Genomic DNA, 21,989 nt, shown 5'->3' with positions numbered 1-21,989 from the left:
CATGCAGTTCAGCTTTCCCGACGGCAATGCCGTCCGGATCAATTGTCACGATTCAGCGGCGCTGCTGGCGGCGGTGCGGCAGAAGCTGCGGGACGGCCAAGGCTTCGCCATCGCCACGATCAACGTCGATCACCTGCAAAGGCTGGCCGAGGACGGGCGTTTCCGCAGCGCCTATGCCGCGCATGACCTGGTCTGCGCCGACGGCAATCCCATCGTCTGGCTGTCGCGCATCGCCGGGCGGCCGGTGGCGCTGGCGCCGGGCTCGGACCTGGTGCTGCCGCTCGCGGCCGAGGCGGCACGGGCCGGCCTGCCGGTGGCGCTGATCGGCAGCAGCGACGAATCGCTGGCGCTGGCGGCCGAGGCCATGGCGCGCGCCGTGCCCGGGCTGCGGGTGGCGCTGACCCATGCGCCGGGCTTCCCCTTCGACCCGACGGGCGAGGAAGCCGGCCAGATCATCGCGCGCATCCGCGCCTCGGGCGCGCGGCTCTGCTTCCTGGCGCTCGGCGCGCCGCGGCAGGAGCTGTTCGCGATCCGCGCCCGTGATGCCCTGGGCAATGTCGGCTTCGCCTCGATCGGCGCGGGGCTGGATTTCCTGTCGGGCCACCAGCGCCGGGCGCCGGCCCTGCTGCGCAAGGCCAAGCTGGAATGGGCCTGGCGCATGCTGTCGAACCCGCGCCGGCTGTTCCTGCGTTATGCCAAGGGCTTCGCCATCCTGCCCGGCCATGTCCGACAGGCCGCCGCGCTGCGCCGCGCGCGGCGGGACTGACGGCGCCCCGCAAGGGGACGCCGCCAAGGGGATCAGGCCCAGTCGAAAAGCTGCGCCAGCAGGTGCTGGACGCCGGCATGGTCGCTGCTGTCGGCATGGGCCAGGCCGCGGTAGCTCTCCACCAGCGCCGAAAGATCGGCCGCGGCCCCGGCCGCATGTTCCTCGACCGCCGTCGCGGCGGGCGCGAAACGCCAGGCGAAGTGATCCACCGCGAGGTGATCGCCCGCAGCCTCGGTCGCGGTCGCGGTCAGGCTGCTCGCGACCGTGGCCGTCTTGGCCTGGGCGCCGTCCTCGGCCGACAGCGTCGCCGCGCTGGCCGTCTCGCTCGCCTGCGCGGAGCCGGCGGCCGGAATACCCAGCTTGACCAGCATCGCCCGGGTCAGCGTGCCGGCATTGACGCCCTCCAGCACCAGCCGCTCGCCATTCGGAAAGCTCAGCACGGCGCTGCTGCCCTGGGAGGACACCCGGACGTCGCCGACATCGATGCGGTTGCCGGCCGCGTCATGCAGCGCGCTGACGTTCAGCACGTCGCCGTTCGCGCCGCCGACCTGGAAGGCGCGGATGGTGTCCGAGCCGAAGCCGTCCTGCAGCATCAGCACGTCGCGGGCCGAATCGCGCGGCACGCCGGCGCCGTTCGCGGCCGTGATATCCTCGTACATCGAGATGAAGTCGTTGCCGCGACCGCCGTTGATGGTATCGGCGCCGTCGCCGCCCTCGATGGTGTCATTGCCGGCGCTGCCGGTGATGCGGTCGTCGCCCCAGCGGGTGTTGATCATGATCCCCTGCCGATTCGCGCCGATGGTGGCATTGGCGGCGGTGACGGTGTCGCGGCCCTCATGGGTCCAGAACTGCTCGAACTCGCTGAAGACCACGGTGCCATTGGCCTGCGGATAGCTGGCGCGGCCGGTGCTGGCGCTGGTGAAGACCACGTTCACGCCGACGCTGTTCTCGCCATTGCCCTTGGCCCAGAGGTTCAGCAGGTCGTGGCCGGCGCCGCCGACCAGCGTGTCATGGCCGATATTGTAGATCGGCCCCATGCTGCCGTTGTTGCCCCAGCGCACATTGTCGTCGCCGGCGCCGGCATGGCCGTAGTCGTTGCCCTGCGAGGGCATCAAGAGGTCGTTGCCGCCGCCGCCGAACACCCGGTCGTTGCCGGTGCCGGGGTCGATCACGTCGCTGCCGTTGGTGCCGCGGATGGTGTCGTTGCCGGCGCCCGAGTTCACCGTCAGCCCGTGCACAGGCATGTAGCTTGCACCGCTGCCGCGCTCGGCGTTCAGCCCGGCCCTGCTGCCGTCGATGGAATCATTGCCGGCGCCGGTCTGCAGCCGCTCGATGCCCGAGAAGTTCAGCCGGTTGCCCCAGGCGTCCAGCGCGAAGCCGTTCTCGCTGCTGTTGAAGGTGACGCGGAAGCCGCCGGCCCCGTTCAGATGCAGCCGGTCGCCGCCCGCCAGGTCGCCATAGATGTTGGAATCGTAATTCTCGCCGGCGCTGCCGCCGATATAGGTGTCGACGCTGCCGCGCGACAGCGCATCCTGGTCCCAGATCAGCACATCCGCCCCGGGCCCGCCGTGCAGATGATCGCTGCCCCGCCCGCCGTTCAGCGTGTCGCGGCCTTCGAAGCCCTGGATGGTGTCGCGCCCCGTCGTTCCGTTCAGGCGGTTGGCGCCTGTCGTTCCGTTAATCACAGCCATCGCTGTCCCCAATCTCGCTCACGTTGGGGATAGGCCAGAGAGGTTAAAATATGATGAACCGCCCGAATCGCCTATCCGGGGCGGATTAGAAAGAAAGCACCAAAACGCCGTTACCTGTCCTTTCGGGCAGGGCGCAGGGCTATACCGCCCTGCAATTTCCACCTGTGGTTGCGCGTTCCTAGCCGATCAGCGCCTTTCCGTTCCGAGCGTGCCGCTCTGCCAATTGCCTGGCCTTGCCCCCCGGCACCAGCGGCCGCGCGGCCGTGACCGGGCCGTCGCGCAACTCGGGGAACAGGGTCAGGATCTCTTCACGCGCCGCCGCGCCGACCGACTTCAGCGCCTCGGCGCCGGTGTAAAGCGACTCGGTCTCGGCGCCGTTCGACAGCAGGATCTCGTGCCGCTCGAACAGCAGGTGGACATATTCGACCGCTTCGGCCTCGACCTGCTCGATCCCCTCGATCGCCAGCAATTGCTTGGCCGCGACCAGAACCTCGGGCGCGCCGAACATGCGCTGCGCGATGGCCGAGCGCACCAGGACGCGGTGCTGGGGCGAGACCATCAGGTCGGCGCGCGGCAACCCGCGGCCCAGCGCGCCGGCGCGGATGCGGATCGGCCGCAGCTTCGGCGCCGCCGCCAGGTCCACGGCGTCCAGCGCCCGGGTGCCGATCCAGCGAATCGGCTGCAACCCATGGTCGCGCGTGACGACCAGGTCGCCCACCGCCAGTTGTTCAACCGCGATTTCGCCGCGATCCGTGGCGATCAGCGTGCCGCGGCAGAAGCAGGGAATGCCCAGTTCGTGCAGCCGCGCGCGGGTCAGGTCGGCGGGATCGACCTCATAGAGCACCAGGCTTTCGCCATTCGGAAAGGTCAGCAGCGCATGGGTGCCGCGCGGATCGACATAAGAGCCGACGGTGACGTCGCTCAGGTCGATCGGATTGCCGTCCGCGTCATGCAGCCCGCTGACGTCCAGCCGGTCCTGCGGAAAGTGGTCGACCCCGCCCCAGTCGTTCGGCTGGCTGTAGTCGCGGATGGTAAAGGCGCGCACGGTGTCGTTGCCGAAACCGTCGCGTAGCACCAGCAGGTCCGCGCCGTCGTCGTCCCAGGCATGACCCGCGTTCAGGTCGCCCGCCATCGAGATGCGGTCGTTCCCGGCCCCGGCGTCGATGGTGTCCGCGCCCCAGCCGCCCTCGATCTCGTCATTGCCGGCGCTGCCCAGGATCGAATCGTCGCCCCAGGCGGTATAGGTGCGGAACCCGTCCACCCCGGCGGCCGAGCCATCCACCGTGTCATTGCCCCCGCCGGTGATGACATTGTTGAACTCGTAGAAATCCAGGTGCCCGGTCGCGGCGCCGGTCGCATCCACCGTGCCGCTGGTCGAGGTGTTCAGCACCAGCCGCACGCCATTGCCGTCGGTGTCGTGCTGCCAGGCATTCAGCGTATTGGTCGAGCCGGGGTCGATGGTGCCGGTGCCATATTCGCCGTAATAGACGTCGTTGCCGATAGGCCCGTTGTAATTGCCGTCGCCCCAGCGGAAACCGTCGGTGCCGCCATTGCCATAGATGGTGTCGTCGCCGGTGCCGGTCTCGACCAGGTCATAGCCCGAGCCGCCATGGACGATGTCATTGCCGTCGCCGGTGCTGATGAAGTTCGCGCCATCGCCGGCATGGACGGTGTCGTCGCCGCCGCCGGTCTGGATGCGGATGCCCTGGCCATCGACCGGCGCGGCGCCGGTGGCATCGATGAAATCGGCACCATTCCCGGTCGAGACGCGCTCGATGCCGTCGAAGGACAGGGTATTGCCATAGGCATCCTCGGCCGCGCCCGAATTCGGGGTCGAGAAGGTGACGTCGAAGCCGCCCGCCCCGGCGCCGGCCGTGACCATGCTCAGCGTGTCGCCGCCGGACAGGGAATAGACGTCGGAGTTGTAGCCGTCCTCGCCGTCGCCGCCGTGATAGTCGTCATGCGCGCCGCTGCTGCCGGAATCGGCCGACCAGATCAGCTGATCCGCGCCGCTGCCGCCATCGACCACATCGCTGCCGGTGGCGCCGTCCAGCGTGTCACTGCCGGCGCCCCCCTCCAGCGTATCGTCACCCGCGTCGCCCGTGATCCAATCGCTATCAGCCGTGCCGACAAGGCTGTCGTTGCCGGCGGTGCCCGGAATCGTCACCATCTCAAATCTCCAGAACTCGTAATGCGCAGGCGCGGTTTTCCGCAAAGGAATCTCACCGAATCGGCGAATTCATGCCGATTTAAACCATGCGCACGGGCGCCGGGTCAGCTGTCCTTTTGGGCAGGTGACAGGAAAAATCGATCGCAATCAGCCGCCCAGCACCAGCCAGCCGCCCGGCGAGGCGGTCAGGTGCAGGCGCTGGCCCGGGCGCGGCAATTCGGCGCCCGGGGCGTTGAACCGGTCCAGCACCACCTCGCGCCCGGCGACCCGCGCCCGCAGCCGCTGCACCGAGCCCAGGAACTCGGCCCCGGTGATCTCGGCCGGGATGCCCGCCGCGGCGATCTGCAGGCTCTCGGGCCGGGCGGCCAGCGCGATGCGGCCGGCAGGCAGGGGCCGGTCCAGCGCGATCTCGTGGCCCTCGACGCGGACCAGGCCGGTGCCTGGGTCCAGCACCTCGGCCTCGAAGCGATTCAGCGTGCCGACGAAGCCGGCGACGAAATCGGTGGCGGGCTGGTTGTAGATCTGCGCGGGCGTGCCGGTCTGGTCGGCGATGCCCTTGTGCATGACCACGATGCGGTCCGAGATCGACAGCGCCTCCTCCTGGTCATGGGTCACGAAGATCGTGGTGATGCCCAGCTGCTGCTGGATCGCGCGGATCTGGTTGCGCAGGCTGACGCGGATCTTGGCATCCAGCGCCGACAGGGGCTCGTCCAACAGCAGCACCCGCGGCCGCGGCGCCAGGGCGCGGGCCAGCGCCACGCGCTGCTGCTGGCCGCCCGACAGCTGCCAGGGATAGCGCCCGCCCAGGTCCGGCAGGCCGATCAGCTCCAGCATCTCGGCCACGCGGCCCGCGCGCTCGGCCCGGGGCAGGCCCGCGACCTTCAGGCCGAAGCCCACGTTCTCGGCCACGGTCAGGTTCGGAAACAGCGCATAGGCCTGGAACACCATGCCGATCTTGCGCTGGTTCGGCCGCAGCCGGGTCACGTCCTGGCCGTCGATGGTGATGCGGCCGGCGCTCGGGGTCTCGAACCCCGCGACCATGCGCAGCACCGTGGTCTTGCCGCAGCCCGAGGGGCCCAGGAAGGACACGAACTCGCCCTTTTCCACCGACAGGTCGAAGTCATGCACCACCCTGGTCGGGCCAAAGGACTTTTGCAGGTGATCGAGGGTCAGGAAGGTCATTTCGCTTGCATCCCTGTGCCGAACAGGCGGGAGATCAGCTGCATCAGCCCCATGCAGCCCCAGGTGACGGCAAAGGCGATCACCGCCAGCGCCGCCGGCTCATAGGCGCGATTCGCGCCCAGAAGCTGCATATAGGGCCCGAAGGCCGGGCGGTTCAGCAGCGCCGCCATGGTGAATTCGCCGATGACGATGGCGAAGGACAGAAAGGCCCCCGACATCACCGCGCCCAGCACATTGGGCAGGATCAGCCGGCCGATGATGCGGGTCCAGCCGGCGCCCAGCGACTGCGCGGCCTCGGTCAGGCTGCGCACGTCCATGGTCGAAAGCCCGGTATCGACGGCGCGATACATATAGGGCAGCGCCAGCGTGGCATAGCCGCAGAGCAGCAGCAGGTTGGTGCCGGATGCCGTGCCGGTCAGCGGCAGGACCGAGCTGGTATTGTAAAGCCGGATATAGCCGAAGACCACGACGATGGCCGGGATCACCAGCGGCAGCAGGGTGATGAACTCGATCACCGGGCGCAGCCGCGGCAGGCGCAGCCGCACCCAATAGGCGGTCGGCACCACGATCAGCACCCCCAGCAGGATGGTCAGAGCCGCCATCACCACGGAATAGCCGAAGGTCTGCCGGAAGGCCGGGTCCGACAGCACCGACCGATAGGCGTCCAGCGAATATTCCCCGCGCCGCATCCGCAGCGAGAATTCGATGGTGCCGATCAGCGGCAGCAGGAAATACAGCGCGCCAAGGCTCAGCGCCGCCCAGGACCAGAGCCGCTTCATCGCATCCACCGCTCGGCCCGGGCGCGCATGACGACATAGGCGAGGTTCGCCAGGCCGGTGACGACGATCATGCCGAAGGCCATGGCATAGCCCAGATGCGGGTCTTGCAGCACGTCGCCGCGGATCTGCGCGAACAGCATGATCGGAACGATGGACAGCGACGAACCGGTCAGCGCATAGGCCGTCGCCACCGCCCCGAAGCTGTTGGCGAAGAGCAGCGCGAAGGTGCCCAGCAGCGAGGGGAACAGGATCGGCAGCGCCACCATGCGCCAGTATTGGAAGGTCGAGGCGCCCAGCACCTCGGCCGCCTCGCGCCATTCGCGCTTCAGCCCCTCCAGCGCCGGGGTGATGATCAGGATCATCAGCGGGATCTGGAAGAACAGATAGGTCAGCGTCAGGCCCCAGAAGCTGAGCAGGTTGAAGCCCATGGCATAGATGTTGATGCCGAACCATTGCCGCAGCAGCATGGTGACCAGCCCGACCCGGCCCAGCGTCGAGATGAAGGCAAAGGCCAGCGGCACGCCGGCGAAATTCGAGGCGACGCCGGAAAAGGTCATCAGCGGCGCCTTGATCCAGCCCGGCAAGCCGCCCATGACCACCGCCGCCGCCATGGCGAAACCGATCAGGCAGCCCAGCACCGCCGAGGCCAGCGACACCTTGATCGAGATCGCGAAGCTGTCGACGATGCGCGGCGAGGCGAGCCCGGCGAGATTCGCCAGCGTGAACCCGCCCTCGGGGTTCCGGAAGGCGCCGATGACGATGTTCATCGTCGGCAGGATCAGGAACAGCGCCGCGAAGGCGAAGAAGGGCACCACGCCCAGCCAGTTCCAGTTCGGTCGCGTCATGCCTGCTTCCCGCCGGCGCCCCGCGCGCCGTGACTGTTTCCCCCGGCGCGGCCGGTTGCCCTTGCGCCCCGCGCCCCGAAGATGCGGGCGGGGCTGTTCCTGCTGCGGGCCGCCGTTCCGCACGACGCCCCGCGCACAGGCGGTGTACGCCCGGTGCACGCCCGGTGTACACGCTTTTCGTTACTTTTCGGTTACTCCTTGACCGCGGCGCCGACGACCTTGTCCCAGCCCTCGGTCACGGCCTTCTTGTTGGCCTCCTGCTGCTCCAGCGTCGGGAAGATCGCCTTCTCGTAGGCGGCGGCCGGCGGCAGCGCGTCCAGCATCTCCTGCGGGATCTTGCCGGCCTTGGCCAGGTCGTTGAAGCGGATCGGGTGGCAATAGCCCTTCAGCCAGCCCAGCTGCCCCTCGTCGGAATACAGGTATTCCATCCACAGCTTGGCGGCATTCGGATGCGGCGCATAGGCCGAGATCGCCTGGACATAGACGCCCGCGACCACGCCGTCCTCGGGGATCACCACCTCGACCGGCGGGTTGCCGTTCAGCCCGTCGCGCCAGGACAAAAGGTTGTAGTCCCAGGCGGTTACGATGGGCGTGGCCCCTTGCGCGATGGTCGCAGACTTGCCGATCACCGGGACGAAATTGCCGGCCTTGTTCACCTCGGCCATCAGCTCCATGCCCTTCTGACCCGAAGCCTCGCCGGCCTCGCCGCCATTGGCGATCCCGGCCGCCATGACCGAGATGATCGCCTGGGCCGAGGCGCGCGGATCGCCGGCCAGCGCGAAGGCGTTGGCATAGTCCGGCTTGGTCAGGTCCTTCCAGCTTTTCGGCACCGTGTCGATCAGGTCCGAGTTCACGCCGAAGGCCATGACGCCGTAATAGTCGCCATACCAATAGCCTTCGGCGTCCTTGGCGTCCTCGGGGATCGAGTCCCAGGTCGCGACCTTGTAGGGCTGGATCAGCCCCTCGGCCTTGGCCTGCGGGCCGAAGGACAGGCCGACGTCGATCACGTCGGGCGCCTGCGGGCCCTTGTTGTCCTTGTTGGCGCGGATCGCCTCCAGCTCGTCGGCCGAGCCCGCGTCGGGGTTCAGCTCGTTGACCTTGATCTCGGGGTATTTCGCCTTGAAGCCCTCGATCACGCCGCCGTAGTTGCACCAGTCATGCGGCAGCGCGATGGTGGTCAGCATGCCCTCGGCCTTGGCGGCCGCTTCCAGCGCCGCCAGATCCTGCGCCGAGGCCGCACCCGAGGCCGCCAGCGCGACCAGGGCGGCAAGCCCCGCCGCACGCGATTGAATGGTCATATGATCTACTCCGTTCCAGTACACGCCCCATCGGCGGCTGGCTGCCACCTAGCGGCCCCGGATGACAGTGTTGCGACACAGCCCCCGGCAAAGCAAAGGTTTTTTCCGCCCCCTGCCCAAAGCGGCAGGCTGACGCGGGGTCAGGGCACCAGCGTCGCGCCGACCTTCATCGCGCGCCCGCCGATGCGGTATTCGGCCTCGACCCGGTGGCCGACATAGGCCGGATACAGCTTGCCCAGCGTGCCGAGCGAGATCACCGAGCCCGGCTTCAGCTCATAGCCGCCCTGCCGGACCAGCCACAGCACCACGTCCAGCGGATGGCCCATCAGCACCTCGCCCGAGGCACTGTCGATGCGCTTGCCGTCCAGCTTCAGCGTCGCGGTCAGCGCGCCCAGGTCCGCGACCGGATCGGCCAGGTCGGCCACGGCAATGCCGCGCCCCAGCACCCCGCGCCAGGGCGTCAGCCCATAGGCGGCCAGCAGCGGCGCGGTCGCCGTGACGCCGTCGCGCAGCGCCACGTCCGGCACCTCGATGAAGGGGCGCACGTCGCGCAGCGCCGCCGCCACCTCCTCGCGCGTGGTGGCCTGCATGATCGCGGCGCTGCCGACGGTCACCACCAGGTCGGCCTCGAAAAACGGCGTGCGGCTGCCCTTCAGGCTGAGCCGGGCGCCGTCGGGCAGCAGCATCGGCGCGAACAGCGCCCCGGCCATCGGCTCGGAGACGCCGAAATGCCTTTGCGCCGGCTTCGAGACCAGCCCGACCTTGACGCCGACCGGCGGCCCCATCTCGGCCTCGAGGATGCCACGGAAGGCGGCATAGGCGCAGGCCCCGTCCTCGACGCTGCGCACCAGGGGATCGGGCAGGCGCTGGCCGGCCAGCCAGCCCCGCGCCGCGTTCTGCATCAGCGAGACATCCGGGCAGGCCGCCGCCGCCGCCTGCGCGACGGTCAGCAGCAATGCGCCCAGAATCAGCGATCTCATGTCAAAGGCCCCGCAAGCGTATTTGCCGCGACGATGCCGTAACGCGGGCGCGCTGTCACCGGAATTTTTCACGCCCTGCCCGTATCTTGCGCCGATGCTGTTTGCATCGCCCGGCGCATCCCCTAGAACGACGGCAGCGCAGGCGAAAGGCAGAACATGAGCGATCAACCGACCCCGATGATGGCCCAGTATCTGGCGATCCGCGAGGCGAACCCCGGCGCGCTGCTGTTCTATCGCATGGGCGATTTCTACGAGATGTTCTTTCAGGACGCGCTGGCCGCCTCGGCCGCGCTGGACATCGCGCTGACCAAGCGCGGCACGCATCTGGGCGAACCGATCCCGATGTGCGGCGTGCCGGTCCATGCCGCCGAAAGCTATCTGCTGACGCTGATCCGCAAGGGCTTCCGCGTCGCCATCGCCGAGCAGCTGGAGGATCCGGCCGAGGCGAAGAAACGCGGCGCCAAGTCGGTCGTGGCCCGCGACGTGGTGCGGCTGGTGACGCCCGGCACGCTGACCGAGGAATCGCTGCTGGAGGCGCGGCGGCACAATTTCCTGGCCAGCTTCGCCAGCGTGCGCGACGATTGCGCGCTGGCCTGGGTCGATATTTCCACCGGCGAATTCCGCGTCATGCCCTGCCCGCCCGCGCGGCTGGCGCCGGAACTGGCCCGCCATGCCCCGCGCGAACTGCTGGCCGCCGAGGGCGCGCGCCTCGACGAGATCGCCCGCGAGGCCGGCTGCGCCCTGACCGAGCGTCCCGCCGGCAGTTTCGACAGCGCCGCCGCCGCCCGCCGGCTTTGCGCCCTGTTCCAGGTCGAGACGCTGGACGGCTTCGGCAGCTTCAGCCGGGCCGAGCTTGCCGCGATGGGCGCCATCGCCGACTATCTGGAGCTGACGCAAAAGGGCCGGATGCCGCTGATCCGCCCGCCGGTGCGCGAGGCGGCGGGCGGCGCCATGCAGATCGACGCCGCGACCCGGCGCAACCTGGAGCTGACGCAGGCGCTGTCGGGCGGGCGCGAGGGCTCGCTGCTGGCCGCCATCGACCGCACAGCGACCGCGGGCGGCGCGCGGCTGCTGGAGCGCCGCATCAGCGCGCCCTCGCGCGATCTGGCCGAAATCCACGCGCGGCAGGCGGCGGTGGCGCATCTGGCCGCGGACCCGCGCCTGACCGCCGATCTGCGCGAGGCGCTGGCCCGCGCCCCGGACATGGACCGGGCGCTGTCGCGGCTGGCACTGGACCGCGGCGGACCGCGCGACCTCGGCGCGATCCGCGCGGCGCTGACGCAGGGGGCGGCCATCGCCGCGCTGCTGGGCTGCGACGACATCGCCATGCTGACGGATGCCGCCCGCGACCTGACCGGGCATGACGAATTGATCGACCTTTTGGACGACGCGCTGGTGGCCGAGCCGCCGCTTCTGACCCGCGACGGCGGCTTCACCGCGCCGGGCTTTGAGCCCGAGCTGGACGAGACCCGCGCCTTGCGCGACGAAGGCCGCGGCGTCATCGCACGCATGCAGGCCGATTATATCGCGGAGACCGGCGTCACCAGCCTGAAGATCAAGCATAACAACGTGCTGGGCTATTTCATCGAGACCACCTCGACCCATGCCGAGAAGATGCTGGCCCCGCCGCTGAACGTCCGCTTCATCCACCGTCAGACCACCGCCAACCAGATCCGCTTTACCACCGTCGAGCTGTCGGAACTGGAGACCCGCATCCTGAACGCCCGCGACCGCGCGCTGGAGATCGAGCGCGAGATCTTCGCCCGCCTGACCCGCGCCGTGCTGGACCGCGCCGGCCCGCTGGGACAGGCGGCCCGCGCCCTGGCCGAGATCGACCTGACCGCCGCCTTCGCCGACCTCGCCAATGGCGAGGGCTGGGTGCGCCCCGAGGTCGATGCCTCGCGCGCCTTCGTCATCGAGGGCGGTCGCCACCCGGTGGTGGAACGCGCGCTGCGGCGCAAGGGCGAGGCCTTCGTCGCCAACGACTGCGCCCTGACCGAAGGGCCCACGCCGGCGATCTGGCTGCTGACCGGGCCGAACATGGCCGGGAAATCGACCTTTCTGCGCCAGAACGCGCTGATCGCCATCCTGGCCCAGGCCGGCGCCTTCGTCCCCGCGACCCGCGCCCATATCGGCCTGGTCAGCCAACTTTTCAGCCGCGTCGGCGCGGCGGACGACCTGGCGCGGGGACGGTCCACCTTCATGGTCGAGATGGTCGAGACCGCCGCGATCCTGAACCAGGCCGACGACCACGCGCTGGTGATCCTGGACGAGATCGGCCGCGGCACCGCGACCTGGGACGGGCTCAGCATCGCCTGGGCGGTGATGGAGCACCTGCATGGCAAGAACCGCTGCCGGGCGCTTTTCGCCACGCATTACCACGAGATGACCAGCCTCTCGGCCCGCCTCCCGGGCGTCGAGAACGCCACCGTCGCGGTGCGCGAATGGGAGGGCGAGGTGATCTTCCTGCACGAGGTCCGCAAGGGCGCCGCCGACCGCAGCTATGGCGTGCAGGTGGCGCGGCTTGCCGGCCTGCCCGATGCGGTGGTCGAACGCGCCCGCGACATCCTGCACCAGCTGGAAAGCGGCGAACGCGAAGGCGCCAAGCCCGCCGCGCTGCTCGATGACCTGCCCTTGTTCCGCGCCGCGCCGCCGCCCGCGCCCAAACCCCGCGCCTCGGCGGTCGAGGCCCGGCTGCGCGAGCTCAACCCCGACACGATCAGCGCCCGCGAAGCGCTGGACCTGGTCTATGAATTGCGCGGGCTGCTGGACGCGCCGGGCTGAGGCGCATCCTGCGCCAGCGCCTCGTCCACCAGATCGAGGATGCGGCGGGTGGCGTTGCGGCCGACATGCACGCCCAGCAACCCTTCCGAGACCGGCGGCACCCGCGCCAGGTCGGACAGCCCCGCGACATCGGCAAAGACCGTGTCGTAATGGCAGCGCGACACATGCGCTGCGGGCAGGAAATCGCCCCAGCGGTGCAGCTGCGTCTGGCGGGTGCCGATCTCGATCACCAGCGCGCCGGACTTGGCATAGACCATGTTCGCAAGCCCGGCACCATGCGGCGCAATCAGGATGTCCGCCGCCTGCATCTGGGCGATCTGTTCCAGCGGGCCAAGGTGCTCGAAGGCGACCACCTCGAAACCGCGGGCGGAAAGCTCGGCCAGCAGCGGCTTGTGCCCGGTGATGCCGCGCGCGCGGGCTTCGCCGCTTTCGTCGCGGCCCATCCAGACCAGGCGCGGCCGCTCCTCGACCAGCTTGGCGGGCACCTGGCGCAGGGCGTGTTCGCGCAGCAACCGCAGGCTGCTGTCATAGGAGGCCATGGCGATGTTCTTGCGACTGAGCGATTCCGAGCGCAACTGCTGGGCCCAGCGGGGATCGACCCCCGGCTCGGCGATGGCGGCGCGGATGCGCTCGTCGCCGGACTGATACAGATAGTGCCGGTGACTGTAATGCGCGCGCACCCGGTCATAGGACCGCCCGCTCGAGACGAAGGCCACCCGATCCGCAATGCCGGGAAACACCGCGGCGATGAAATCCGGGATGAAGCCCCGCACATTGTCCTGCGGCAGGTGGAGGTTGATGGGCTGGCCGCTGTCGTCATTGGCAAAGGCGGCCAGGCAGCCCAGGGTCTCGACGGTGAAATGGTAGTAGTTGAAGCCGTTCTTCAGCTCGATGGCGACGGGCAGGTCATCGGCCGGTTCCTTCCAGACCGGCAGAGTCTGATCGGCCGCACCGCGCGCGCGCCGGAAGGCGTCATGAAGCCGGGACTGGCGCCACTCGGCCTGGTTCTGCTGGTCGAAGCGGGTGCGCAGCCGGCCGCCGGCGGCGCCGTTCAGCCAAGCCCGCTCGCCGATCATGGCGAAGCCGTGCCGAAAGGTCGCGTCCTCCAGCAGCACGGGGGTGCAGTTGATCTCCATCACGCTGGCCAGCATCCGCCGCTGCTGGCGGTCGATGGCATTCTGCTGCGCGCGGCGCAGCTTCGGATTGTCGCTTTCGGCGAAAAGCCGGACCCGCGCGCCCTCGGCCGGACGCAGGATCCAGCCCGGGCGCGGCGGCAGATAGGACAGACCGGGATGCAGCCCCGGCATGTGGAACGTGGACATCGGGGGGCGGGCAAGATCGACCTTCATCTGCCTCTCCTCGGTCTTGGGTCCGCGGGGCAGCTGCGGTCAGATCGTGACCTTCACGAAACTGTCGCGCAGCGCCGCGGACCAGGCGGCGGACATGGCCATGAAGGCCGGGTCGCCCTCCAGGATGCGGCGGGTAAAGGAAACCGCGCACGCATCCTTGCGGATGACGGCCATGTCCAGCGGCATACCCACCGACAGATTGGACCGCAACGTCGAATCCATCGACAAGAGCACCGCCTTCTGCGCATCGGCAAGATTCGTCTCAGGCCGCACCACGCGGTCGAGGATCGGCTTGCCGTATTTGTGCTCGCCGATCTGCAGGAAAGGGGTGTCCTCGGTCGCCTCGATGAAATTGCCCTGCGGATAGACCAGGAACAGCCGCATCTCGCCGCCCCTGCGCTGGCCGGCGACGATCATGCTGGCGCTGGCCTGCTGGTTCAGGTCGCGGGTGCGGTCGGTGATCTCGCGCAGGGTGGCGTTCAGCGTATTGCCGACGATGGTCGCCACCCGCAGCATGCTGGGTGCGCGCATGATCGAGCTGTCCTCGCCGGCCTCGGGATGGTCGATGGCCTCGCGCAGGCGGGCGATGGTGGTCTGGGTCGCCGACAGGCTGCCGGCGGTCAGGATCACGATCACCCGCTCGCCCGGCTCCTCGAAGAAGAACATCTTGCGATAGGTCGAGATATTGTCCAGCCCGGCGTTCGTCCGGGTGTCGGACAGAAGCACCAGCCCCGCATTCAACTTCAAACCGACGCAATAGGTCATGACCGTCCACCAGCCTTTGCAGATCAGCCGCACATAGGGCCGCGGCGCGCGCGGCGCAAGAATCGGCTATTGCTCCTGGCTCATTTCCTCGACCTGCACGCGCACGTCCAGGCTCTCGCGGCCCGAGCCGAAGGTGGTGCCGCGCACCGGCGCCGCGTCGTCCGCGTCATAGCCCGAGCCCAGCCGGACATAGCGGTCGTCCGGGCAACAGGCATTGGCGGCATCGAAGCCGACCCAGCCCAGCGGGCCGACATGGATCTCGGCCCAGGCATGGGCGGCGTCATGCGGCGTGCCGTCGATGGTCGAATGCAGGTAGCCCGAGACATAACGCGCCGGCAGGCCGCGATGCCGGGCGCAGGCGATCAGGGCGTGGGCATGGTCCTGGCAGACGCCATGCCCCAGCGCCAGGGCCTCGGCGGCCGAGGTCAGCGCCTCGGTCACGCCGGGCAGATAGGCGATGGCCCCGGTCACGGCGGCCGAAAGCCGGTGCGCCAGGTCCAGCGCATCCTCGCCCGCGACGTCCTGCGCCAGCGCGCACAGCGCCGCGTCGGCGGCGGTCAGCGCGGTCGGGCGCAGATAGACCAGCGGGTTGATCGTCTCGCGATGGCCGCGCAGCACGCCCGCGGTATCGCGGGTCTCGACCAGGCCCGAGATCGAGACGGTGATTTCCTCGACCGGGCCGCGCACGGTCCAGGCCTCGATCCAGTCGCCGGCGCCATCGCGGAAGGCGGCGCCGCGCTGGCCGCGGCTGACCGCGATCTGCCAGTCGGTGACGCGCTGTCCCTCGTGGACCGAGGGCGTCAGCCGCAGGCTCTGCACCAGCGCCTGCGCCGGATGGTCGTAGCGATAGCCGGTCTCATGGGTGATCTTCAGTCGCATGACGCCCCCTACATCCGCCCGCTGAGGTAATCTTCGTGCACGGCGGTCGAGACGCCGGCCACCTCGTTGATGAACCAGGACAGGAATTCGTGCAGCCCCTCGTCGAAAATCGCCTCGATGTCGCGGGCGACCAGCGAGTCGAGCGTCTGCCGCGCCTTGGCCGAGGCGGTGGCCTGCACCGTCTCGCCATAGCGCTTGACCAGCCCGTCGAGATGCCAGACCGCCTCGTAGAGCGAGGTCAAGAGCGAACGCGGGCTTTCGCCGTTCAGGATCAGGAAATCGGCGACCTTGGCCGCCGTCACGTCGCCGCCGTAGGCCCAATGGAACGCCCGATGCGCCGAAAGCGCGCGCAGGATCACCTGCCACTGGTAATTGTCGAGCCCCGAGCCCACGAATTCCACTCGCGGCAGCAGCACGAAATATTTCACGTCCAGCAGGCGCGCGGTGGCATCGGCGCGTTCCAGCGAATAGCCCAGGTTGATGAAATGCCAGCCGTCGTTGCGCAACTGCGTCGCATTGATCGCACCGCGCACGGTCGAGCCGTGGCGGGTGGTGAAATCGGTCAGCATCGGCGTGTCGAGCTGGGCGCGCGGCCGGCGCGTCAGCGCCCGCAGTTCCTGATAGGCGGTGTTCAGCGCATCCCAGACCTGGCTGGTCAGGGCGGTGCGCACGATGCGGCCGCCCTCGCGCGCGCGCTCGATGCAGGAGGTGACCGAGGACGGGTTGTCCTGGTCGAAGAACAGCCAGGAGACGATGTTTTCCTGGTTGATCTGCTCGCCATAGCGTTCGGCAAAGGCCGCCTGCGCGCCCGAGGCCCGCAGCAGCGATTCCCATTCGTTGCGATAGCCCTCGGGCGTGTTCGGCAACAGCGTGATGCGTTCGCCCACGTCCAGAAGCCGGGCGGCGGTTTCGGCGCGTTCCAGGTGGCGGCCCATCCAGAACAGGTTGGCGGCGGTGCGGCTGAGCATGGCTGACCTTTCCTATTCCGACAGAACCCAGGTGTCCTTGACACCCCCGCCCTGCGACGAGTTCACCACCAGCGAGCCCTCGCGCAGCGCCACGCGCGTCAGCCCGCCCGGCACCAGCTCGACCCGGTCGCCGCAAAGGCAGAACGGCCGCAGGTCGACATGGCGCGGCGCGATGCCCTCATCGACGAAGGTCGGGCTGGTCGACAGCGCCAGCGTCGGCTGGGCGATGTAATTGCCGGGGTTCTTCTCGATCAGGCTGCGGAAACGGGCGATCTCCTCGGGACTGGCGCGGGGGCCGATCAGCATGCCATAGCCGCCCGAGCCATGCACCTCCTTGACCACCAGTTCCTTGAGATTGGCCATGACGTAGCGGTAATCCTCGTCCTTCCACAGCGCCCAGGTCTGGACGTTCTGCAGCAAGGGCTCCTCGCCCAGATAGAATCGGATCATCTCGGGGACATAGGTATAGACCGCCTTGTCGTCGGCCACCCCTGCCCCCGGCGCCGAGGCGATGGACACCCCGCCCGAGCGATAGACATCCATCAGCCCTGGCACGCCCAGCATGGAATCGCGGCGAAAGCACAAGGGGTCCAGGAAGGGGTCGTCGATGCGGCGATAGATCACGTCAACCCGCTTCGGCCCCTGCGTGGTGCGCATATAGACGAAGCCGCCATCGACGAACAGATCGCTGCCCTCGACCAGCTCGACCCCCATCAGGTTGGCAAGGAAACTGTGCTCGTAATAGGCGCTGTTGTAATGCCCGGGGGTCAGGATGACGATGGTGGGCGCGCCGTCGCATTTCGCCGGCGCCACGCTGGCCAGGGTGCGGCGCAGCAGCTCGGAATACTGGTCCACCGGCTCGATGCGGTTGTGGCGGAACAGCGCCGGGAACATGCGCATCATGATCTCGCGGTTTTCCAGCATGTAGCTGACGCCCGAGGGGGTGCGGCAATTGTCCTCGAGAACGAAGAACTCGTCGCGACCGGTGCGCACGATGTCGATGCCGACGATATGGGAAAAGACGCCGCGCGGCGGCACGAAGCCGACCACGGCCTTTTCATAGGCGGCGTTCTGATAGACCAGCCGGGCCGGGACGCGGCCGGCGCGGATGATCTCGCCCCGGCCATAGACGTCGCGCAGAAAGGCGTTCAGCGCCCGGGCGCGCTGCTTGATGCCACGTTCCAGCTTGCGCCATTCGCCTTGCAGGAACACGCGCGGCATCATGTCGAAGGGGATCAGCCGGTCCGGGTCGCCGCCCTCGCCATAGACGGCGAAGGTGATGCCGATGCGGCGGAACAGCGCCTCGGCCTCGGCCTGCTTCATCTGGCGGATCTCGGCCGGCATGGTCTCGATCCAGTCGGAGAGCATGGCATAGGGCGCCCGCACCCGCCCGGCCTCGACCATTTCATTGTAATACATCGTCATCGCTGCGACCCCTACCTCTGCCCCCGATCTTCGCATCCGGACGCGCCCTGTCCACGCCCGCCGGGTCGCGCTGCGTCGGATTTTCCGCTTTGGCGCGGCAAGGCAGCCCTTTTGCACAAAAGCAAGGCAGATGGGCCGGCAAGGGTTCCGCGTCCGGGTCAAAAACCGGCGACAGGCCACGAAAAAGGGCGCCGCAGCCGCGACGCCCCATGCCGGTTTTCCGGGCAAGCCGGATCAGATGACGATCAGGTCGTCGCGCAGGGCGTCGATGCTGCCAAACCCGTTCAGCGTCAGCACATTGCCGCCGCCAAAATCGAAGACGGTATTGCCGCCCAGCACGCGGGCATAGGACAGCACCTGCGCCGCCGTGCGCGCCCCGCCGCCCCACAGCGCATCGTCGATGCGCAGCGTGTCCACATTGTCCTGAAAGTCCAGGATCACGTCGCGCCCGGCGTGAAAGGCGAAGTGATCCGCCCCCAGCCCGCCGTTCAGCTGGTCATTGCCCACGCCGCCCACCAGCAGGTCGTTGCCGATGCCGCCGAACAGCGAGTCATTGCCCGCCCCGCCCAGCAGCGTATCGTTGCCGCCGGCCCCGAACAGCGCGTCATTGCCCAGAAGCCCGCTCAGCTGGTTGGCAAAGGCATTGCCGGTGATCCGGTTCGCCAGCCCGTTGCCGGTGCCGTTCTGCGCCCCGCCCGAGATCAGCTCCAGATTCTCGAGATTGGCGCCCAACGCCATGGAGACCAGCGCCCGCACCGTGTCGGTGCCCTGGCCGGCGGTCTCGCGGATCTGGTCACTGCCGTCGGTGACATAGATGTCATTGCCGCCGCCGCCGATCAGCAGATCGCGCCCCGCCCCGCCGTTCAGCACATCGGCACCGATGCCGCCCTCCAGCGTGTCATTGCCGCCCTGGCCCAGCAGCGTATCCGCGCCGTCCAGGCCCTGCAGCCGGTTCGCCGCCGCATTGCCGGTCAGCTGGTTCGCCAGCGCGTTGCCGGTGCCGTTCTGCGCCCCGGTCGAGGTCAGCACCAGATTCTCCAGATTGGCCCCCAGCACCGTCGAGAAAGGCGCATAGACCGTGTCGATGCCGGCGCCCGCCGCCTCGACCACGCGGTCCTGCGCTCTGTCGATGTAATAGGCGTCGTTGCCGATGCCGCCCTCCAGCAGGTCGGCGCCGCCGCCGCCGAACAGCCGGTCGTTGCCGGCATTGCCGCGCAGGGTGTCATTGCCGGCATTGCCATGGATCTCGTTGTTCGCGGCATTGCCGTTCACCACGTCATAGCCGCTTCCGGCGCGATAATTCTCGATCACCGTGCCCTGCGCGATCGAGATATTGCCGGTCAATCCATAGGCGCTGGAGATGCTGCCCTGCGACAGGTTGATGCGCTGGCCGCTGTCGTCGCCCGACAGGTCCAGCGTGTCGATGCCGCCCTGGTCGAAAACGGTGAAGGCGATGTCATCGCGGCTGCCGGCATTGCGCAGCATGGTGGCGATGCGGGCATAGGCCGCGCCGGCATTGGTCTGCTCGCCATAGGTGTTGTTGCCGGTGCGGATCGAGGTCGCGCCATAAAGCGTCTGCATCGCCAGGATGTCCGCGATCATCGCCGAGGTGATATAGGCATAGCTCGCATTGACCGAAGTGTTGTCGATCTGCGAGAAATAGGACATCACCGACGCCTGCCAGCTGTCGTTCAGATAGTGGTTGTCGACGCCATAGGTGGCATTGCCGTTGTAGTTGCCGGCATGGCCCAGGCCCAGCGCATGGCCGATCTCGTGGATATAGGTCTGGTAGCTGTAGGTGTTGAAGCCGGTGCCATAGGATTGCAACCAGTCCGTGCTGACATTGACGTGCGAACTGATGATGGTGCCGCCGCTGGTGACCGAGCTCGACCAGGCACTGTTCGGATCGTTGTCGTCGAAGCTGATGTGGATGGTGGCGCTTGGCCCCGGGTTGCGGTTGAAGCGGATGCCGGTCACCGATTCCCAGGCCGCAAGCGCGGCATCGGCCAGCACGCGGCCCGCCGGGGTCAGGCCGGACAGGTCCACGTTCAGCACGCCCCCCGGCCCCACGTCGAAGGCGCGGCGCGCGCCGCCGCCATCCTGCCAATAGCCGTCGGTCAGCTGCCGGGCGATCTCGGGCATGGTGAAGTTGCGCAGCGGCGCCGTGCGGGTCAGCGACAGACTGTAGGCGCCGCTATAGGCATCGGCATAGCTGCCGGCCTCGAGGTAATAGGTGCCGGCCTGGGTGATGTTCAGCACCAGCCGCGAATTCAGCCCGGTGCTGCCGCCGTCGTCGTCATAGGCGATCACCGCGCCGGCGCCGTTCATCACCTGAAGGTAGGGGTCGTAGACCCCGCCGCTGCCGCGCGAATCCAGCGAGATGACATAGGTGCCGGGTTGCAGCTGCACCCGCACCCAGTCCGCGTCCCCCCCGCCGAGCGAGCCGTTGAACGTGTCGCCGACCGCGATGGAATAGCCGGTCGCGGTCGAGGCGGGCGCATCACCGCCCTCGACCCGGATGGCGCGGGCGGCGTCATCCGCGGCGCTTCGGGTCCAGTCGCGGGTGAAGAAGCTGAAATTCGCATCGGGCATGGGGAAAATCCTTTGAAACTATTCGTCAGGGGGAAGCGTCCGGTCCAGCAGCAGCCGGGCCAGCTGTCTCAGCTGCCTGTCGGGGATTTCGGCGCGATCCATCACCGTCAGTTCAAGCTCGGGTCCGTCGCGCCGACCCGCGCCCTCGCCGATGCTCAGCCGGGCGCGCAGCAGATCGGGGCGGGGGCTATGGGCCTGCAAGGTCAGCGGCGGCGCAGGCGTGCCGGACCGGTCCAGTTCCTGCCGCAGCGCCGCGCACAGCCGGGCGGTCAGCGCATCGCCGGGCTCGGGACAGCTCAGGCCGGCCTGCGCGGCAGCGGCGCTCATGGCGCAGGCCGCCAGCAGGGCCGCGGGAAGAAGGGCAAAACGCATGGGGTCATCTCGTGCCGGTCCATGTCCGACCCTATCCCGCTTCGCCGCCCGCCTTCAATCTGCGACCCGGCTGCCCTTTGAGACAGGTCAAGGGCGGCAGGGACAGTAAACTGGTTAGAATTGCGCAGAAATTCCTGCCGGTGCAGGGGCGGGAAACCGCTGCGCCGCTTACCGGCTGGTAATATTTTCGCGCTAGTGATGAACCGAGGCCACAGTGACGGAGCCAGAGGATGCACATGACATTGCTGCCCCAGCAGGACGGGCTGACGATCCGCGTCGACGAAAAGCGCCTGGACGCCATGGTCGCAACCGCCTTCAAGGACCGCGTGCGCAGCATGATCGGCGCTTCTGGCCCGCCGGTGACGCTCGACCTGGGTGCGGTGGAGTTCATGGACAGCTCGGGCCTGGGCGCGGTGATCGCCATCTACAAGGCCATGCCGCCCGACCGGCCGCTGGTGCTGGCGCGGCTGACGCCGAATGTGGCGCGGGTCTTCCGGCTCACCCGCATGGACACTGTGCTGAACATCCGTCAGGATCCGGATGACGGCAGCCAGACGGAAAGCCCCGCGCCATGAGCCTGTCCCCTCCGCCGGCGGAAAAGCGGCTGCGCCAACCGCCGCCCGGGCGGCATCCGATGTTCCACCGCATCTTTCGCGCCGATCCGGAAACCGTGCGCGCGGCGCTGCTCTTCATGCGCGAAAGGTTCGACGGCAGCGCCGAGGACGAGGTGATCGCTAAGCTCGAGCTGGCGCTGGCCGAGGTGCTGAACAACATCTGCGAACACGGCACCCGGACCGAGGCGATGCGCCTGGGCGGCCGCCCACATGCGCCGCTGATCCATCTCTGCGTCGCGCGCCATGTCGGCGGCATCGCCTGCGCGGTCACCGACGACGGCCGGCCGCTGCCGCTGTCCTGCCTCGATCCGCGCGACCTGCCCTTTGTCGACCTGGCCCCCGGCGACACCGCCTCGATCCTCTTGCTGCCCGAAGGCGGGTTCGGCTGGTACCTGATCCAGGAACTGACCGCCTCGCTCAGCTATTTCCGCGAGGGGCACCGCAATTTCCTGGCCTTCATCGTCCCGGTGACCGAGGCGCTGCTGCCCTGCGCGCCGCCGGCCGCCGCCTCGTGAGCCCCTACGCGGCGG

At 68.5% G+C, this 21,989-nt stretch carries 18 protein-coding genes; 4 read left to right on the top strand and 14 right to left on the bottom strand.

The genetic code is table 11. The annotated features are described in order from the left end of the window. Position 1 precedes the first annotated feature (1 nt). Complete coding sequence (locus tag PARN5_RS0109975) at positions 2–766, top strand: WecB/TagA/CpsF family glycosyltransferase (RefSeq protein WP_017999631.1); 765 nt, start codon at positions 2–4, stop codon at positions 764–766. Positions 767–798: 32 nt separating this feature from the next. Here PARN5_RS0109975 and PARN5_RS0109970 read toward each other — a convergent pair whose 3' ends face one another. The 7 genes from PARN5_RS0109970 to PARN5_RS0109940 form a co-directional block, all read right to left on the bottom strand. Continuing rightward, positions 799–2,457, bottom strand: coding sequence for a calcium-binding protein (locus tag PARN5_RS0109970; RefSeq protein WP_017999630.1), 1,659 nt, complete (start codon positions 2,455–2,457; stop codon positions 799–801). 178 nt (positions 2,458–2,635) lie between these two features. Continuing rightward, positions 2,636–4,627: a Hint domain-containing protein gene (locus tag PARN5_RS0109965; protein WP_017999629.1), complete on the bottom strand. Its 1,992-nt coding sequence runs from the start codon at positions 4,625–4,627 to the stop codon at positions 2,636–2,638. A 147-nt stretch (positions 4,628–4,774) separates the two neighbouring features. After that, the gene (locus tag PARN5_RS0109960) at positions 4,775–5,809 is read right to left on the bottom strand and encodes an ATP-binding cassette domain-containing protein (RefSeq protein ID WP_017999628.1); all 1,035 of its coding nucleotides are present in this window, start codon (positions 5,807–5,809) and stop codon (positions 4,775–4,777) included. Beyond that, positions 5,806–6,588 carry an ABC transporter permease gene (locus PARN5_RS0109955; RefSeq protein ID WP_017999627.1) on the bottom strand — a complete coding sequence of 261 codons (783 nt, stop codon included), beginning with the start codon at positions 6,586–6,588 and terminating at the stop codon, positions 5,806–5,808. Before PARN5_RS0109955 ends, PARN5_RS0109960 begins: the two co-directional genes overlap by 4 nt. Beyond that, the gene (locus PARN5_RS0109950) at positions 6,585–7,433 is read right to left on the bottom strand and encodes an ABC transporter permease subunit (protein WP_017999626.1); all 849 of its coding nucleotides are present in this window, start codon (positions 7,431–7,433) and stop codon (positions 6,585–6,587) included. The genes PARN5_RS0109955 and PARN5_RS0109950 overlap by 4 nt, the downstream gene beginning before the upstream one ends. A gap of 191 nt (positions 7,434–7,624) precedes the next feature. After that, entirely contained in the window at positions 7,625–8,731 is a 1,107-nt protein-coding gene (locus tag PARN5_RS0109945) for an ABC transporter substrate-binding protein (RefSeq protein ID WP_017999625.1), read from the bottom strand. 140 nt (positions 8,732–8,871) lie between these two features. Next, entirely contained in the window at positions 8,872–9,711 is an 840-nt protein-coding gene (locus PARN5_RS0109940) for a fumarylacetoacetate hydrolase family protein (RefSeq protein ID WP_017999624.1), read from the bottom strand. A gap of 156 nt (positions 9,712–9,867) precedes the next feature. On the opposite strand from PARN5_RS0109940, the gene mutS reads away from it, so the two are divergent. Next, positions 9,868–12,495, top strand: a complete 2,628-nt coding sequence (gene mutS / locus PARN5_RS0109935) for a DNA mismatch repair protein MutS (protein WP_017999623.1) — start codon at positions 9,868–9,870, stop codon at positions 12,493–12,495. On the opposite strand, the gene PARN5_RS0109930 is transcribed toward mutS, so the two are convergent. The 7 genes from PARN5_RS0109930 to PARN5_RS0109900 form a co-directional block, all read right to left on the bottom strand. Next, positions 12,459–13,844, bottom strand: coding sequence for a glycosyltransferase family 61 protein (locus tag PARN5_RS0109930; RefSeq protein WP_017999622.1), 1,386 nt, complete (start codon positions 13,842–13,844; stop codon positions 12,459–12,461). The two genes, mutS and PARN5_RS0109930, sit on opposite strands and share 37 nt — an antisense overlap. 39 nt (positions 13,845–13,883) lie before the next feature. Next, complete coding sequence (locus PARN5_RS0109925) at positions 13,884–14,609, bottom strand: peptidase (RefSeq protein WP_017999621.1); 726 nt, start codon at positions 14,607–14,609, stop codon at positions 13,884–13,886. A gap of 66 nt (positions 14,610–14,675) precedes the next feature. Next, positions 14,676–15,488 (bottom strand): transglutaminase family protein, encoded by an 813-nt coding sequence (locus tag PARN5_RS0109920; protein ID WP_017999620.1) that lies wholly within the window; start codon positions 15,486–15,488, stop codon positions 14,676–14,678. A gap of 8 nt (positions 15,489–15,496) precedes the next feature. Then, on the bottom strand, positions 15,497–16,456 hold the full coding sequence (locus PARN5_RS0109915) for an alpha-E domain-containing protein (RefSeq protein ID WP_017999619.1): 960 nt from the start codon (positions 16,454–16,456) through the stop codon (positions 15,497–15,499). Positions 16,457–16,468: 12 nt separating this feature from the next. Next, positions 16,469–17,881: a circularly permuted type 2 ATP-grasp protein gene (locus PARN5_RS0109910; RefSeq protein ID WP_017999618.1), complete on the bottom strand. Its 1,413-nt coding sequence runs from the start codon at positions 17,879–17,881 to the stop codon at positions 16,469–16,471. 234 nt (positions 17,882–18,115) lie between these two features. After that, complete coding sequence (locus PARN5_RS0109905) at positions 18,116–20,473, bottom strand: M10 family metallopeptidase (RefSeq protein ID WP_017999617.1); 2,358 nt, start codon at positions 20,471–20,473, stop codon at positions 18,116–18,118. Between the two features lie 18 nt (positions 20,474–20,491). Further along, positions 20,492–20,845: a hypothetical protein gene (locus PARN5_RS0109900; RefSeq protein WP_017999616.1), complete on the bottom strand. Its 354-nt coding sequence runs from the start codon at positions 20,843–20,845 to the stop codon at positions 20,492–20,494. Positions 20,846–21,081: 236 nt separating this feature from the next. Between PARN5_RS0109900 and PARN5_RS0109895 the strand changes: the two genes are divergently transcribed. Continuing rightward, on the top strand, positions 21,082–21,420 hold the full coding sequence (locus tag PARN5_RS0109895) for an STAS domain-containing protein (RefSeq protein ID WP_017999615.1): 339 nt from the start codon (positions 21,082–21,084) through the stop codon (positions 21,418–21,420). After that, a complete protein-coding gene (locus PARN5_RS0109890; protein WP_017999614.1) occupies positions 21,417–21,974 on the top strand; it encodes an ATP-binding protein in 558 nt (185 codons plus the stop codon). Before PARN5_RS0109895 ends, PARN5_RS0109890 begins: the two co-directional genes overlap by 4 nt. Positions 21,975–21,989: the final 15 nt, after the last annotated feature.

It is taken from the genome of Paracoccus sp. N5 (genome assembly GCF_000371965.1).
Classification (GTDB): Bacteria; Pseudomonadota; Alphaproteobacteria; order Rhodobacterales; family Rhodobacteraceae; genus Paracoccus.
This window is presented reverse-complemented; position numbering and strand designations above follow the sequence as displayed.